Consider the following 15,962-nt stretch of genomic DNA (forward strand, 5'->3'; position numbering starts at 1 on the left):
CTCCAAGCCGAAACATGTCAGATTTCAAGGTCGGAAATGTCCATTCCGGCTGTCAGCGCCGCATGTACCCAATGGGGTTTGCGACCACGTCCGCTCCAGGTTTCTTCGGGATTGTTGGGATTACGGTACTTTGCCGCGGCTTTTTGCTTTTTGCCGCCTGTGCGGGAGGCTGCGGCGATCTCTTCCAGAGAAAAGCCATACTTCGCTGCCGCTTCTTCAGCTGCTTTCAGCGCTTCCTGACGTTCGCGTACTTCGGCCGATTTAATGGCTGCTTCCACTTCTGCTTTCAGCTCAATCAATTCGCTGCGCGACATGGAAGAAAGATCAATACTCATTTTGACACTCCGGCTATATAGGGCCACTCAGGTTATTCCTGGCTTTCCTATATGCCGGAGTGTTGATGAGATTATTAGCCTATTTTTTACACTTTTATAAAAAATTCCCCTGGCTTTACGGCCCTCATGCAATTTGAGGTGGTTTTGCCAATTCAACGATGTCCCCCATAATTGAATTCAGTTCAAAGTCTTTAGGGGTGTAAACCCGTGCCACACCCATTTTCTTGAGCCGCTCGGCATCATCGTCGGGGATGATTCCCCCGACGACTACAGGAATATGGCCCAGTCCGGCATTCTGCATCAGGGTCATCATGTCCTCTACCAGGGGCAGGTGGCTCCCTGACAGGATTGACAAGCCAATCACATGTGCATCGTCTTTTTGGGCTTGTTCCACAAGTTCCTGCGGGGTCATGCGGATGCCATCATAGGTGATGTCCATGCCACAGTCTCGCGCGCGGAAAGCGATCTGTTCGGCGCCATTCGAATGACCATCGAGACCCGGCTTGCCGACCACGAATTTCAGGCGACGGCCCAGCTGGTCGCTGACCGCATTCACAGCCTCCCGCAAATCGTCAAGGCCTTCTGTCTTGTTCGAGGGGGAGCCGGACACGCCGGTCGGGCCGCGATAGGTGCCATGGACCTTGCGCATCTCCTCAGCCCACTCGCCGGTTGTTACACCTGCCTTCGCGGCTGCGATCGAAGGCTCCATGATATTGCTGCCGTTCTTGGCAGCGTCACGGAGATCGGCCAGTGCTTTCTGGACTGCTGCGTTGTCGCGCTGCGCGCGCCAGTCGTTAAGGCGCCCTATCTGTTGCTGTTCTACTGCCGGGTCGACAACCATGATGCCGCCATCTTCGGTCTGCAGTGGTGAAGGCTCGCCTTCGGTCCAGCGGTTGACGCCAACCACGACGGTCTCATTGCGCTCGATCCGGTTGAGGCGTTCGGCGTTGGAATCCACCAGCCGCGATTTCATGTACTCGATCGAGGCGACGGCGCCTCCCATGGAATCCAGGTTCGCCAGCTCGGCGCGGGCGCCTTCTTTCAGCTCTTCGACCTTGCGATCCACTGCCGGATTGCCGTCAAACAGGTCTTCGTATTCCAGAAGGTCGGTCTCATAGGCCAGGATTTGCTGCATGCGCATTGACCATTGCTGATCCCAGGGGCGGGGCAGGCCCAAGGCTTCGTTCCAGGCAGGGAGCTGCACCGCGCGGGCGCGCGCCTTTTTCGACAGGGTCACCGCCAGCATCTCGATCAGGATGCGGTAGACGTTGTTTTCCGGCTGCTGCTCGGTCAGGCCAAGGGAGTTCACCTGCACGCCATAGCGGAAGCGGCGGAATTTCGGGTTGTCCACACCATAGCGCTTTTCGCAGATCTCATCCCAGAGATCGACGAAGGCGCGCATCTTGCACATCTCGGTGACAAAGCGGATGCCCGCGTTCACGAAGAAAGAGATCCGCCCCACCAGCGCCGGGAAATCCGCAGGGTCAATGCGCGGGCGCAGTTCGTCCAGAACCGCCTGCGCTGTGGCCAGGGCAAAGGCCAGCTCCTGCTCGGGTGTCGCACCGGCCTCTTGCAGGTGGTAGGAGCAGACGTTCATCGGGTTCCATTTGGGCACGTTGGTGTAGCAGTATTCGGCCACATCCGCGATCATCTTGAGGCTCGGCTTGGGCGGGCAGATATAGGTGCCGCGGCTGAGGTATTCCTTGATCAGATCGTTCTGCACGGTGCCCTGCAGCTTGCTGACATCGGCGCCCTGTTCCTCGGCCACGGCGATGTAAAGCGAGAGCAGCCAGGGCGCGGTCGCGTTGATCGTCATCGAGGTGTTCATCTGCTCCAGCGGGATCTGGTCGAACAGGGTGCGCATGTCGCCCAGATGGCAGACGGGAACACCCACCTTGCCCACTTCGCCGCGCGCCAGCACATGATCGCTGTCATAGCCGGTCTGGGTCGGCAGATCGAAAGCGACGGACAAGCCGGTCTGCCCTTTGGCGAGATTGGAACGGTACAGCGCGTTTGAGGCTTTGGCGGTGGAGTGGCCGGCATAGGTGCGGATCAGCCAGGGGCGGTCGGCTTTGCGGTCATTCTGCGTCTGCGACATGGGCGGGCCTCACGATTCTAGGTTCGGTAATTTTATTTCGCTGAGGCGATGTAAAGCGGAATAATAGATCCATGTCAATTCGCTGCGTTGCGGCGAAGCCCTGTGCGGGTTGTTATCCTGCGTCACAATTGCCCGGACCCGGCTTTGCTGCCACAGTCTTGACCATGACAGACACCGTCGAGATCCCGATTTGGCTCTTTGCGCTGATCCTGCTGTTTGCGGCGGTCACCTTTGCTTCGCATTTCCTGTTTCCCTCGGTGCGCTGGTTCTTCCGGCGGCGGCTGGAGCGGGCGGTGGCGCGGCTCAACCGGCGGCTGGAACGCCCGATCGAGCCGTTTCGCCTGGCGCGGCGCTATGACATGATCCAGCGGCTGATCTATGATCCGCAGGTGGCGCAGGCGGTGGCCGATCACGCGGCGGCGGAAGGCATTCCCGACAATGTCGCCTTTGAAGAGGCACTCCGCTATGCGCGTGAGATCGTGCCGTCCTTTTCCGCCTTCACCTATTTCAGCTTTGCCATTCGCGTGACGCGCTGGCTTTCGAATGCGATCTACAGGGTGCGCCTTGGTCATCAGGACGAAGAGGCCCTGCGCCGTATCGACCCGGAGGCAACGCTGGTTTTTGTGATGAACCACCGCAGCAATATGGACTACGTGCTGATCACCTATCTGGCGGCGCGGCGCTCGGCGCTGTCCTATGCGGTGGGGGAGTGGGCGCGGGTCTGGCCTTTGTCGCGGCTGATCCGGGCCATGGGCGCTTATTTCATCCGCCGCAAATCCCGCAATGAGCTTTATCGCCGGGTGCTGGCTACCTATGTGCGCCTTGCCACCCAAGGGGGCGCAACGCAGGCGATGTTTCCCGAAGGGGGGCTGAGCCTCGATGGGGCGCTGGCGCCGCCGCGCATGGGATTGCTAAAGTATATCGTGGCGGCGCAGGACGCGGCAGGTCCCAGCCGGGATGTGGTATTTGTGCCCGTTGGGCTGAACTATGACTGGGTGCTGGAGGATAAGATCCTGACCTCTGCCGGGCGCGCGGGTGAGCGACGCTTCAAGGCCCGCATAGGGGTCGTCATGGCGCGCATGCTGCGGCAGCTGTGGCTTTGGATGACTGGGCGCTATCACCGCTTCGGCTATGCGGCGGTGAACTTTGGTCGCCCCCTCAGCCTTGCGGAGTTCACGGCTGCGCAGCCTGAGAACGGGCAGGGCGCCGAAGATCTGCCTGCGCCTTTGTCGCAGGAACTGATGGAGCGGATTGGGGAAATCGTGCCGGTCTTGCCTGTTCCTGCGGTTGCCCGGCTGCTTTTGTCCGAAGGGGCGATGTCGCGCAGTGCATTGGAGCAGCGGCTGGGTTCTTTGCTGAAGCGTATTCCCATGGCGCATGTCCATGTGCCGCGTCACAGCCATGCCTATGCGGTTGAGGCGGCCCTGCGGATCCTGATCCAGCGCGGAATCATTCGGGCCGAGCGTGGCCGATATATACCTGTTCCGGCAAAACGGGATCTTTTGACCTACTATGCCAACTCGATCCGCCACCTGGTTCCGGCAGCCTCCCTGACCGCTGATGCTGCACCCGCTAAGGATTTTTCTGCACCTGCAAGGTCATAAAATTACAAAACGACATCAAATGGGGTTGCATTATTACCTTCCCGTTTCTATTCCCTAGGTAGGCCCGCGATTCTGCATTGCGGCGAAATGTTTCATACGAAGGAGGCCATCATGGCTCTGGACAAGCAGACCGACGTTCTGTCCTACGAGGCGCCCGAGAAGGATCTCTATGAGATGGGCGAAATCCCCCCGATGGGTTACGTCCCCAAGAAAATGTACGCCTGGACCATCCGCAAGGAGCGTCACGGCGAGCCGAACACCGCCATGGTCGAAGAAGTGGTGGACGTGCCCGAGCTGGACAGCCACGAGGTGCTGGTTCTGGTGATGGCGGCAGGCGTCAACTACAACGGTGTCTGGGCGGCCCTTGGCCAGCCGATCTCGCCATTCGATGGCCACAAGGCGCCGTATCACATCGCCGGTTCCGATGCGTCGGGCATCGTCTGGGCCGTGGGTGACAAGGTCACGCGCTGGAAGGTGGGCGACGAGGTCGTGATCCACTGCAACCAGGACGACGGCGACGACGAGGAATGCAACGGTGGCGATCCGATGTACTCCCCCAGCCAGCGGATCTGGGGTTACGAGACCCCCGATGGCTCCTTTGCCCAGTTCACCAATGTGCAGGCTCAGCAGCTGATGCCGCGCCCCAAGCACCTGAGCTGGGAAGAGGCTGCCTGCTACACGCTGACGCTGGCCACCGCCTACCGAATGCTGTTCGGCCATGAGCCGCACGACCTGAAGCCGGGCCAGAACGTTCTGGTCTGGGGCGCATCGGGCGGTCTCGGCTCCTATGCGATCCAGCTGATCAACACTGCGGGCGCCAATGCGATCGGCGTGATCTCCGACGAAAGCAAGCGTGACTTTGTGATGGGACTGGGCGCCAAGGGCGTTCTGAACCGCAAGGATTTCAACTGCTGGGGCCAGCTGCCTACAGTCAACACGCCGGAATACGCCAACTGGTTCAAGGAAGCCCGCAAGTTCGGCAAGGCGATCTGGGACATCACCGGCAAGGGTGTGAACGTGGACATGGTCTTTGAACACCCCGGTGAGGCGACCTTCCCGGTCTCCACCTTCGTGGTGAAGAAGGGCGGCATGGTCGTGATCTGCGCGGGCACCTCCGGCTTCAACTGTACCTTCGATGTGCGCTACATGTGGATGCACCAGAAGCGTTTGCAGGGATCGCATTTTGCCCATCTGAAGCAGGCCTCAGCGGCCAACAAGCTGATGATCGAGCGGCGTCTTGACCCCTGCATGTCCGAGGTTTTTGCGTGGAACGACCTGCCCGAAGCGCACATGAAGATGCTGCGCAACGAGCATCTGCCGGGCAATATGTCGGTGCTGGTGCAGGCCCCCAAGACAGGCATGCGCACCCTGGCCGAGGTTCTTGAAGCGGGCAAGTAATCCGCAGGCCAACCGGCCAGACCTACAAAAAAAAGCAAGAGCGAATCATTTCAAATGGTTCGCTCTTTTTTGTCTGTGAAGATGCCGAAAACGCAAAATCAGCAACTTATCCGCCGAACCCTCACCATTTCGGGGGAAGAAAAAGCTGCGAATAGGACCAATTTTACAAAGAAATTATGATGGTGGCCGGAACTGGATAGGCTCAGGGGGCCGCTATGGGAGAAAACGGATGGATTTTGGACGTTCTCGTTGACCTCAGGGAGGTTGCCGCTGCAAAAGGTCTGGGGAGACTGAGCGACCAGCTGGATATCGCACTGGATATCGCTTACGCAGAGATCTCGCCAAGAGCAGACGACAACGGTGCGCGATCCTATGGGGAAGAAGGTAGATCTCGACGGCATTCTGGAGGATTTGGATGCCACAACGAGTCTTGATGGTCTGCAAGAGATCACCGAGCGCGTGCGGGATGCCTTCGGTGTCGATCATATCGTATATCACTGGGTCGACAGTGCCGGAGAGCAATATGGCTGCGGCACCTATGATGAGGCCTGGGTCCAGCACTACCTTGAGCAAGGATATCTGCGCACGGACCCGGTCATTATCGGCTGCTATCAGAGGTTTCATCCCGTCGACTGGAAACGGCTCGACTGGTCTACAAAAACTGCACGCATATTCCTGAAAGACGCACTGGCCCATGGGGTCGGCAATCAGGGGTATTCAATTCCGATTCGGGGACCAAACGGGCAATTCGCCCTGTTTACCGTCAATCACAATTGCGAGGATGAAGAATGGGCTGAATTCACAGAGAGCCATAGCCGGGAACTGATTCTCATGGCGCACTATTTCAATCGAAAAGCGCTGGAATTCGAACCGGACCGTGGACCTGAAAAAGCACAGACACTATCGCCGCGTGAAATCGACGCACTGACGTTGTTGGCTATTGGTTACAGCCGTGCGCAAGTCGCACAAACCTTGTCGATTTCCGAACATACGTTGCGCGTTTACATCGAAAGCGCACGTTTCAAGCTTGGCGCGCTGAACACCACGCATGCAATTGCGCGGGCCCTTAGTTGCGGCCTGATTGTCGTTTAAGTGATTGAATAAAAAATAGAATTTAGCCTCTTCAATTTATCTAAAGTCTTTGGTTCTTCACTTTCAGGCCGTATTCTGTCCCTGCATTTCAAGCTAAAGGGGACAATGCAAATGCTTCGATACATCTACGGACACGACCTTCACAAATACCCGGAACTGGCCCACTCCATGTTCACGGATCGCGCTGACCAATTCCGCACTCGGCTGGGCTGGGAGGTCAATGTTGATTCCAAGGGCGAAGAGCGAGACCAATATGACGCGCTGGATCCGCTTTATGTGATCTGGGAAATGCCCGATGGCAGCCATGGTGGTTCGATGCGGTTTCTTCCCACCACGGGACGCGTCATGGTGAATGAAATCTTTGGCCATCTGACCGGCGGGGCGCCCATTGTCAGCCCGCTGATCTGGGAGTGCACGCGGTTCTGCCTGTCGCGTAACGCACCTTCCCGCGTTGCCGGCGCCTTGATGCTGGGCGGTGGCGAGATAATGCGCAATTTTGGTGTGCGTCATTTCGTGGGTGTCTTCGACAAGCGCATGGTGCGCATCTATCGCGCCATCGGCTCCAGCCCTGAGGTACTGGGCACCGAAGGTGAAGGGCGTGATCAGATCAACGTCGGCCTTTGGGAGTTCACGCCCGAAAGCTACGATCTGGTGGCCAAACGTGCGGGCATCGCGCCCGAGCTTTCTCGGCTTTGGTTCGAACGCGCCTTTGGCGATGCCGGACCTGTCGCACCGATGGCGATGACCGGTTGATTTGCGTTCCTAGTAAATAATCCCTGCTTGTTCCCGGGTCGGTTGCCGCTGGTGCAGCCGACCCACCGGCTGTAGTGTCGCGCCATGACACAGCCTCTTATCCAGTTCTCTGATGACCAGGCCACGGCCTATGACAGCGTGACCCAGCTTTTGCGCGAGGCCGGTGTCGATCTGGACGATGGTCTCTTGCACCCGCCGCGCGGCGATGCGGGCGTGATGGCGGTCATTGGCAAGGCCGGATCGGGCAAGACGCTGCTTTTGGCTGAACTCTACAAAGCGCTGGAGCAGGCCGGTGTCGAGGTGGTTTCGGGCGACTATGAAAGCCGTAAGAAGAACGGAAAGCGCACGCTTGCGATCCTTGCCCCGACGAACAAGGCCGCCAGCGTCTTGCGCCTGCGCGGGGTGCCCGCGACCACGATCCACCGGATCCTCTATACCCCCGTCTATGATCCTGAATATGAGCGCATCGCGGAATGGCTGGCCGGCAATGGTGACGAGCCCGAGATCGAGGGCCTGACGCCCGAGGCTCTTGCCCGCGCCGCCGCTTTTTACGAGCGCAACAAATCGATCCCCGGCGCCCTGGCCGCCGCAGGCCTGCGCGGATCCGATTTCATCACCGGATGGAAGCGCCGTGAGGAGCCCCTAGACATCGGTTTCGTCGATGAGGCCTCGATGCTGGATGATCGCCAGTTTGAGGACCTGAAAGAGATTTTCCCGACTCTCCTGCTGTTTGGCGATCCGGCCCAGCTGGCGCCGGTGAACCAGTCGGGCGCCATGGTGTTCGATGGTCTGCCAGAGCCGCGCAAGCAGGTGCTCAGCCGCATTCACCGGCAGGAGGCCGACAACCCGATCCTCGACCTCGCCCATGCCTTGGCGGATCCAGAGCTGGGGTTTGAGGATTTTGAACGCATGGTCGAAGACACCGCCCGCCGCGACCCCCGCGTGGTCTGGGGACAGCGTGTCGAGGTGGACCTGATGGCGCGCTCGCCCGTTCTGGTCTGGCGCAACGCGACACGCATTCGTCTGATCAACGCTTTTCGCAGCGTGCATGGCGCCCCCGAGGATGCGCTGATCGAGGGCGAGCCGCTGATCTGCGACGGGATCGAACTGCCGCTGAAACACCGCAAGAAACGGCTGGACCTCGAGGCGCGCGGCCTGATCAAGGGCGCGCAGGTGATCTACCTCGGCCCCGGCCGCAAGCCCGGTTTCTCGCGCCTGCATGTGATGGGTGCTGAGGATCCGCAGGTCTCCGCCGCCTCCATCGTGAAGATCGAGAAACCGGACGAGGAAGAGCCCTTCATTCCCTATGCTGCGCGGATGGGGGCGACCTTCCTTCACGGCGCGGCGGTGACCATTCACAAGGCCCAAGGGTCGCAGTGGGAAACCGCGCAGGTCTTTGCTCCCGACATATACGCCGCCGCTCGCATGGGGCGCGTCGAGGCCGGACAACCCCTGTGGAAGCGCCTGGCCTATGTGGCGATCACCCGTGCGCAGGAGCGGCTGATCTGGGTGGTGCGCAACCGGCTGGCCAAACCTTCGGGGCCGCTGCGCGTGGACGATCTGCGTGCCGCCCCCGTGGCCGCATTGACACTAGAGGCAGAGGAGGAAGCCGCGATATGAGCCGAAAGACGATTCTGATCACGGGTGCCAGCTCGGGCATTGGCAAGGCGGTGGCGGAGCTGTTCCTGGCGCAGGGCTGGTCCGTGGGGCTGCTTGCACGCCGTGCCGACAAGCTGGCCGATGTGGCGCTGGGCCATGACCGCGCCTATGTGCTGCCCGCTGATGTGACCGATGCCACGGCTGTGGACCACGCGGTGAACAGCTTTGCCATGCAGGCGGGGCGGCTGGATGTGCTGTTCAACAACGCGGGTATCTTCACGCCCCCCGGCACCATCGACGAAATCGCGCTGGAAGACTGGCACGCCGCAGTGAACGTGAATCTCACCGGCATGTTCTTGGCGGCACGGGCAGCCTTCCGGCAGATGCGCCATCAGGCGCCTCAGGGCGGGCGGATCATCAACAACGGCTCCATCGCCGCCCATGTGCCGCGCCCCGGCTCGGTGCCCTATTCGGCAACCAAGGCGGCGATCACCGGCCTCACCCGCAGCCTGTCGCTGGACGGGCGCCCCTTTGACATCGCCTGCGGGCAGATCGATATCGGCAATGCGCGCACGCCGATGGTAGAGGACCTGAGCCATCGCCATTCCATGGCCAATCCCGAAGGCGAGGCGATGCAGACCTTCGCGGTAGAGGACGCGGCGCGCTCGGTCCTGCACATGGCCGAACTGCCGCTGGAGGCCAACGTGCAGTTCATGACGGTGATGGCCACCAAGATGCCCTATATCGGCCGGGGTTGAGGACGGTAGGGCGGGGCGCTCCCGCCCGTCTTCAAGCTGCTTGCGCAGCCCTCATCCCGTTGGGCCCGGCACCGCGCGGGGCGCGGCGCGGGTTTCGAGAGGTAATGATCATTTCACCCGTGACCGAGGGGTTACCCATCCCGTCCTGGCTCGGCCGGGTTGCAGGAGAACAATGCGATCTTGTTGCCTTGCGGGTCGCGCAGGTAGCCGACAAAGAAACTGGGTCCATAGGCAGCGCGAAAGCCCGGTTGCCCTTCGTCGGTGCCGCCTGCGGCCAAGGCAGCGGCATGAAGGGTGCGGACCTGGTCCTGGCTGCGCGCCTCGAACGCCACCATCGCCCCGTTTCCAGCCGAGGCCGCTTCGCTATCGAAGGGAGGTTTGACGTAGAAATCAGGCTGAGTGGGCGACTGCCCCGGCTCAACCGGCAAGGCATAGCTTAGGCCCTCGCTTCCCTCCGACAGCTCATAGCCAAGGGCGGGCAGGAAGGCAGAATAGAACTGTTTGGCGCGCGGAATGTCATCAGCACCCACGGTCACATAGGCGATCATGCAATCTGTCCCATTGCGCGATACACCTTGGTCCTTGGATGAAATCTCATCTGGGGTCCGTCATGACACCCGACGTGCAGGCACGGCACCGTTCGCCTACCTGTCCCGCAGAAGCTGGAAGGCCGCCGAGGCGCCCCAGCCTGCGAGGACGGCGATCACCAGCGACATGATCCCGTAGATGAAGGGCTGTTCGCGAGACAGCGCATAAAGGAACCGCTCGAGGCCGACTTTGCGCACGTCGATCACGGTCTCGTAGGCGGACACGACCTGGCCACCACGGGTCAGCAGGACGCGGGTCGTGTAGGCACCTTCGGTGAGGTTCGCAGGCATGTCGATCGCGGTGCGGAACAGGGTCTGCTGATCCACGGCAACGGTACTGGGTCGCAGCGAATAAAGCCCTTCGTCCTGGCGGATCCGCACCACAGCGTCGGCGAAGTCCTGCGCGCCGCGGATGTTCATCGCCGCCCCGACCGATCGGATCGCGCGCTCGACCGAAACGCGGTGGCGCAGATCCTCGGTATCGCTGAGCACGTCCTCGAAGGGGCCACTAGTGGCCACGGCGTAGAAACTGGGCGCAGAATCCACCAGCACGCTGTCGGCGTTGACCCAGATGCCCAACTTTTTCTCCTTGCGGCGCACGGTCACCGGAGAGGCAGGGCCGGCCACCGTCACGATCACTTCAAGCGGATCGGTGTCGGGGATGGGGGTTTCGCGCTTTACCGCGCCGAAGATCAAAATTTCTGAGCCGTCAAAATCGGCGGTGATCGCAACGCGGTTCTGGCTGAGGCCGAGCACGACCTCTTCGCGCGCTTCGGCGGCGGAAAGTGCCGTTGCAGCAAAGAGCGTGCAGAGCAGGGCTGACAGCAGGCCGCGCATCAATGCCCCCCCGCAACGCCAAGCGAGAACAACTCGTCCGGCATGATGAGAAGGTCGAGACCCAGCTTGCCGCAGACTGCAAGGACCATGATCGCCAAGAGAATTCTCAGTTGCTCGGCCTTGAGGTAGGTGCCGATGCGGGTGCCGATCTGGGCGCCAATCACGCCGCCCACCAGCAGCAGCACCGCCAGCACGATGTCCACCGTGTAGTTGGTGGTCGCATGCAGCATGGTGGTAAAGCCGGTGACGAGGATAATCTGGAAGAGCGAAGTGCCGACAACGACCTTGGTTGGCATTCCGAGGATGTAGATCATGGCAGGCACCATGATAAATCCACCGCCGACCCCCATGATGGCGGCCAGAATGCCGACAACGACACCAACCATGATCGGGGGGATGACCGAGATATAAAGCCCGGAGGTTCGGAACCGCATCTTGAAGGGTAAAGCATGCACCCAGCCGCGCTGGCGCCGTACCGGCGCGCCTGCGCCCGGCTTGCGGGATTTGCGCAGGGCATTGAGGCTTTCGATGAACATCAGCCCGCCCACAACGCCAAGAAAGACGACATAGCAAAGCTTGACCAGTAGATCGACCTGACCAAGCTCTTTGAGATGGTTGAAGACGACAACGCCGAGGGCCGCGCCAATGAGACCGCCCGCTTGCAAGACAAGCCCCATCTTTATGTCTACGGTACGCCTTCGAAAATGGGCCAGCACGCCGGAAAAGGAGGAGGCTACGATCTGGTTCGCTTCGGTTGCAACGGCCACCGCCGGGGGAATACCGATAAAAAACAGAAGCGGCGTCATCAGGAAGCCACCGCCAACGCCGAACATGCCGGATAAGATGCCAACCATTCCTCCAAGGCCCAGAAGAAGGAAGGCGTTGACCGAGACTTCGGCGATGGGAAGGTAGATCTGCATGATTCAGTTAGACCGCTTTGCCGTGGCAAAATCAACTGGCGATGCCGCCCCGCAGCATTCAGGACCGATAAACCGGAGCGATCTGGACCTATGGCACTGAAAACGGTGAAGGATGAGGGCGCATTGAAAGGTCTGGGTCTCACGCAACCGCAGGTGAGCCGACTGCGCCAAAAGGAAAACCGCCCGGTGCGGATCCGGGCGGTTTCAAGGTCGAAAAATCAAGCTGTGATCAGCGCTCCTTGACGTAGGGCTCTCCACCCGCGCGCGGCGGGATCGCCTTGCCGACAAAACCGGCCAGGATCACCACGGTCAGGATGTAGGGCAGGGCGTCCATCGCCTGCACCGGGATGGTGATTGTGCCAAGCTCGATGTTCTGGAAGCGCAGCGCAACGGCTTGCAACAGGCCGAACAACAGACAGGCTCCCATCGCGTGCCAGGGGCGCCACTTGGCAAAGATCAGCGCGGCCAGCGCGATGAAGCCGCGCCCGGCGGTCATGTCCTTGACGAAACCGGCCTGCAGGGCGGTTGCCAGATAGGCGCCTGCGATGCCGCACAACAGCCCGCAGATCGCCACCGCGGCAAAGCGCAGGCCGACGACCGACACCCCGGCTGTATCCACGGCCGCCGGGTTTTCCCCCACCGCGCGCAGGCGCAGGCCGAAGCGGGTGCGAAACAAAACCCACCAGGTGAGCGGCACGCAGAGGAAAGCGGCATAGACCAGGATCGAATGGCCCGAGAGCAGTTCGGAATAGATCTGCTGGATCATGCCTGCCTCGGCGATCAGCTCGGACAGGGGGCGTCCCGCCTCTGCCGCATCGCTGGGGCCGATGGCAAAGGGCAGCTCGATCCCGCCAAAGCGCCCCTCGGCCAGCAGCGAGGGCGTGCGCCCGCCTTGCTGGAACCAGTCCTGCGCGATCAGCACGGTCATGCCGGCGGCCAAGAAGTTGATGGCAACGCCCGAGATCAGCTGATTGCCCCGGAAGGTGATCGAGGCCACCCCGTGCAGCCCCGCCAATACCAGCGATGAGGCGATGCCCGACAGGAGCCCCAGCCAGACATTGCCGGTCAGCGCAGCGACAGCGGCAGAGAAGAAGGCCGCCATCAGCATCTTGCCCTCAAGGCCGATGTCGAAGATGCCCGCGCGCTCGGAATAAAGCCCGGCCAGACAGGCCAGCAGCAGCGGCGTTGCCAGACGGATGGTGCTGTCCAGCACCTGGATGATCGTCAGGGCGTCCATCAGGCTTTCTCCTTCCGAAAGGCAAGGAAGAGCTTTTCAAGCGGCATCCGCACCATATTGTCGAGCGCCCCGGTAAAGAGGATCACCAAGGCCTGGATCACCACGATCAATTCGCGCGGGATCGAGGTCCAGAGCGCCAGTTCCGCGCCGCCCTGATAGAGGAAGCCAAAGAGGATCGCGGCCAGGAAGACGCCAAAGGGATGGCTGCGGCCCATTAGGGCCACGGCGATGCCGATGAAACCGGCGCCCTCGGTGGAGTTCAGCACCAGACGCTCGGCCTCGCCCATGACGTTGTTGATCGCCATCATGCCAGCCAGACCACCAGAAATCAGCATGGCGATCATGGTGATCTTCACCGGTGAAATCCCGGCATAAAGCGCGCCGGGCTCCGAATGGCCATAAGCGCGGATCTCATAGCCCAGACGAGTGCGCCAGATTAGCAGCCACACGGCAAAACAGGCGGCGACGGCGACCAGAAGGCTGACGTTGGCCGGGGCGGATTTCGAAAAAGCAATTCCAAAGGGCGCCAGCAGCTCATGCAAGCTGGGCAGGTGCACGGCTTCGGCAAAGCGCGCCGTGGCCGGGTCCATGGCACCTGCGGGCTTCAGTACATTGACCAGAACATAGTTCAGCACCGCAGCGGCGATAAAGTTGAACATGATGGTGGTGATCACGATATGGCTGCCGCGCTTGGCCTGCAGATAGGCTGGGATTGCGGCCCATGCTGCGCCAAACAGCGCCGCGCCGAGGGTGGCAAAGACCAGGGCGATCGACCAGTGCGGCCAGGGAATGTAGAGGCATACCAAGGCAACACCGAGGCCGCCCAGCATCGCCTGACCTTCGCCGCCGATATTGAACATGCGGGCATGGAAGGCCACCGCGACGGCAAGGCCGGTGAACAGGAAGTTCGTTGCGTAATAAAGCGTATAGCCCCAGCCATAGGTGGAGCCCAAAGCGCCGGTTACCATCATCTTGACGGCGGCGACCGGGTCTTCGCCGATGGCGAGGATCACCAGGGCAGAGAGGATCGCCGCCAGCAGCAGGCTGATCAGCGGAATCAGGACCACGTCGGCCCATTTCGGCATCTTGTCCATTTACGCGGCCTCCCCCGCGACACCGGCCATCAACAGGCCCAGTTCCTTCTCATCAGTTTGATCTGCGGGACGTTCGCCCATGATCATGCCGTCAAACATCACCGCGACCCGGTCAGACAAGGACAGGATCTCTTCCAGCTCGACCGAGACCAGCAGGATCGCCTTGCCCTGATCGCGTAAGGCCACGATCTGCTTGTGAATGAATTCGATGGCGCCAATGTCCACGCCGCGTGTGGGCTGGCCGACCAGCAACAGATCCGGGTTGCGCTCGATCTCACGCGCAACCACGATCTTCTGCTGGTTGCCGCCCGAGAAATTCTTGGCGGCAAGCCAGGGATCGGGCGGGCGGACGTCGAACTTTTCCATCTTGGCGGCGGTATCGGCGCGCAGGGCCGCGTTGTCCATCAACAGGCCGCGTTGGTATTCCGGCGCGTGATGATAGCCGAAGGCGACGTTTTCCCAGGCGTGGAAGTCCATGATCAGGCCCTCGCGCTGGCGGTCCTCGGGCACATGGGCCACATGGGCGGTGCGGCGTGCGCGCCCGTCCGATCCCGCGCCCGACAGGGGCAGGGGCTGGCCATTGAGATGAATGGTGCCGGTGCCGGGGCGCATGCCGCCCAGCACCTCCAGCAGTTCGGACTGACCGTTGCCCGCAACGCCCGCGATGCCGAGGATCTCTCCGGCGCGCACGTTGAGGTCGATGCCTTTGACGCGCTCCACGCCTGCCTCGTCAACCACGCGGAGGTTCTCGACTTCCAAAATCGGCTTGCCGGGCTGGGCGGGCACCTTATCGACGCGCAACAGCACCTTGCGGCCCACCATCAGTTCGGCCAAATGCTCGGGGTTGGTTTCGGAGGTCTTCACGGTCGCGGTCATCTCGCCGCGTCGCATGACGCTGACGGTATCGGTCGCCTCCATAATTTCGCGTAGCTTGTGCGTGATCAGGATGATGGTCTTTCCTTCGGCGCGCAGGCGGTCAAGGATGCGGAACAGCTGGTCGGCCTCAGCCGGAGTCAGCACGCCGGTGGGCTCGTCCAGGATCAGGATCTCGGCCTTGCGGTATAGCGCCTTCAGGATCTCGACCCGCTGCTGCATGCCGACGCCGATCTCGTCGATGCGCTTGTCGGGATCCACGAACAGCTCGTATTCCTCTTCCAGCGCCTTCAGCTCTTTGCGGGCACGCCGCAGCGAGGGCATCAGAAGGCCGCTGTCCTCTGCGCCCAGTACGATGTTTTCCAGCACGGTGAAGTTTTCGACCAGTTTGAAATGCTGAAACACCATGCCGATGCCGGCGGCAATGGCGGCCTGGCTGTCGGGGATCTCGGTCTTCTTGCCGTTGATCCAGATCTCTCCGCTGTCGGCTTTGTAAAACCCGTAAAGAATACTCATCAGCGTGGATTTGCCCGCACCGTTTTCACCGATGATTCCGTGGATCGTGCCGGGGGCGACGCTGATGGAGATGTCCTTGTTTGCCTGGACCGGGCCAAAGGCCTTGGAAATGCCTTTGAGTTCAATCGCTGGTGCCGTCATTCTGGCTCCTCAACAGTCTCGTGGAGTGCACCGGCAGGCCAGAGATCCACGGTATCGGCAGAGCGCTTTGCCGAAGGGGTCATAAAAACCAAACCCGGAGGCGGCGTTCAAGGCAGCCTC

The 15,962-nt window shown here is 61.0% G+C and carries 14 protein-coding genes; 6 read left to right on the forward strand and 8 right to left on the reverse strand.

The window, feature by feature from the left end; all coding sequences use genetic code 11:
- Positions 1-17: 17 nt before the first annotated feature.
- Both INS80_RS10475 and INS80_RS10480 read right to left on the reverse strand, forming a co-directional pair.
- On the reverse strand, positions 18-335 hold the full coding sequence (locus INS80_RS10475; RefSeq protein WP_192965582.1) for an H-NS histone family protein: 318 nt from the start codon (positions 333-335) through the stop codon (positions 18-20).
- A 124-nt stretch (positions 336-459) separates the two neighbouring features.
- A complete protein-coding gene (locus tag INS80_RS10480; protein ID WP_192965583.1) occupies positions 460-2,433 on the reverse strand; it encodes a protein meaA in 1,974 nt (657 codons plus the stop codon).
- Positions 2,434-2,597: 164 nt separating this feature from the next.
- On the opposite strand from INS80_RS10480, the gene INS80_RS10485 reads away from it, so the two are divergent.
- From INS80_RS10485 to INS80_RS10510, 6 genes are all read left to right on the forward strand, one after another.
- Positions 2,598-4,037: a 1-acyl-sn-glycerol-3-phosphate acyltransferase gene (locus tag INS80_RS10485; protein ID WP_192965584.1), complete on the forward strand. Its 1,440-nt coding sequence runs from the start codon at positions 2,598-2,600 to the stop codon at positions 4,035-4,037.
- 111 nt (positions 4,038-4,148) lie between these two features.
- Positions 4,149-5,435, forward strand: coding sequence for a crotonyl-CoA carboxylase/reductase (ccrA, locus tag INS80_RS10490; RefSeq protein WP_192965585.1), 1,287 nt, complete (start codon positions 4,149-4,151; stop codon positions 5,433-5,435).
- A gap of 372 nt (positions 5,436-5,807) precedes the next feature.
- Positions 5,808-6,527, forward strand: coding sequence for a helix-turn-helix transcriptional regulator (locus INS80_RS10495; protein ID WP_192965586.1), 720 nt, complete (start codon positions 5,808-5,810; stop codon positions 6,525-6,527).
- Between the two features lie 111 nt (positions 6,528-6,638).
- Complete coding sequence (locus INS80_RS10500; protein ID WP_192967251.1) at positions 6,639-7,280, forward strand: acyl-homoserine-lactone synthase; 642 nt, start codon at positions 6,639-6,641, stop codon at positions 7,278-7,280.
- Between the two features lie 84 nt (positions 7,281-7,364).
- A complete protein-coding gene (locus INS80_RS10505; RefSeq protein ID WP_192965587.1) occupies positions 7,365-8,900 on the forward strand; it encodes an ATP-dependent DNA helicase in 1,536 nt (511 codons plus the stop codon).
- Positions 8,897-9,637, forward strand: coding sequence for an SDR family oxidoreductase (locus tag INS80_RS10510; RefSeq protein ID WP_192965588.1), 741 nt, complete (start codon positions 8,897-8,899; stop codon positions 9,635-9,637). Before INS80_RS10505 ends, INS80_RS10510 begins: the two co-directional genes overlap by 4 nt.
- Before the next feature lie 131 nt (positions 9,638-9,768).
- Here the strand turns inward: INS80_RS10510 and INS80_RS10515 are convergent, their stop codons facing one another.
- The 6 genes from INS80_RS10515 to INS80_RS10540 all read right to left on the reverse strand — a co-directional run bounded on the left by INS80_RS10515 (position 9,769) and on the right by INS80_RS10540 (position 15,842).
- Positions 9,769-10,185 carry a VOC family protein gene (locus INS80_RS10515; RefSeq protein WP_192965589.1) on the reverse strand — a complete coding sequence of 139 codons (417 nt, stop codon included), beginning with the start codon at positions 10,183-10,185 and terminating at the stop codon, positions 9,769-9,771.
- 96 nt (positions 10,186-10,281) lie between these two features.
- Complete coding sequence (locus tag INS80_RS10520; RefSeq protein ID WP_439650938.1) at positions 10,282-11,064, reverse strand: TIGR02186 family protein; 783 nt, start codon at positions 11,062-11,064, stop codon at positions 10,282-10,284.
- The gene (locus INS80_RS10525; RefSeq protein WP_192965591.1) at positions 11,061-11,981 is read right to left on the reverse strand and encodes a sulfite exporter TauE/SafE family protein; all 921 of its coding nucleotides are present in this window, start codon (positions 11,979-11,981) and stop codon (positions 11,061-11,063) included. Before INS80_RS10525 ends, INS80_RS10520 begins: the two co-directional genes overlap by 4 nt.
- 229 nt (positions 11,982-12,210) lie before the next feature.
- Positions 12,211-13,218, reverse strand: coding sequence for an ABC transporter permease (locus INS80_RS10530; RefSeq protein WP_192965592.1), 1,008 nt, complete (start codon positions 13,216-13,218; stop codon positions 12,211-12,213).
- Positions 13,218-14,312 carry an ABC transporter permease gene (locus INS80_RS10535; RefSeq protein ID WP_192965593.1) on the reverse strand — a complete coding sequence of 365 codons (1,095 nt, stop codon included), beginning with the start codon at positions 14,310-14,312 and terminating at the stop codon, positions 13,218-13,220. The genes INS80_RS10530 and INS80_RS10535 overlap by 1 nt, the downstream gene beginning before the upstream one ends.
- Positions 14,313-15,842 carry an ABC transporter ATP-binding protein gene (locus INS80_RS10540; protein WP_192965594.1) on the reverse strand — a complete coding sequence of 510 codons (1,530 nt, stop codon included), beginning with the start codon at positions 15,840-15,842 and terminating at the stop codon, positions 14,313-14,315.
- Positions 15,843-15,962 lie beyond the last annotated feature (120 nt).

It is taken from the genome of Phycobacter azelaicus (assembly GCF_014884385.1).
In the GTDB taxonomy this organism is placed as follows: domain Bacteria; phylum Pseudomonadota; class Alphaproteobacteria; order Rhodobacterales; family Rhodobacteraceae; genus Phycobacter; species Phycobacter azelaicus.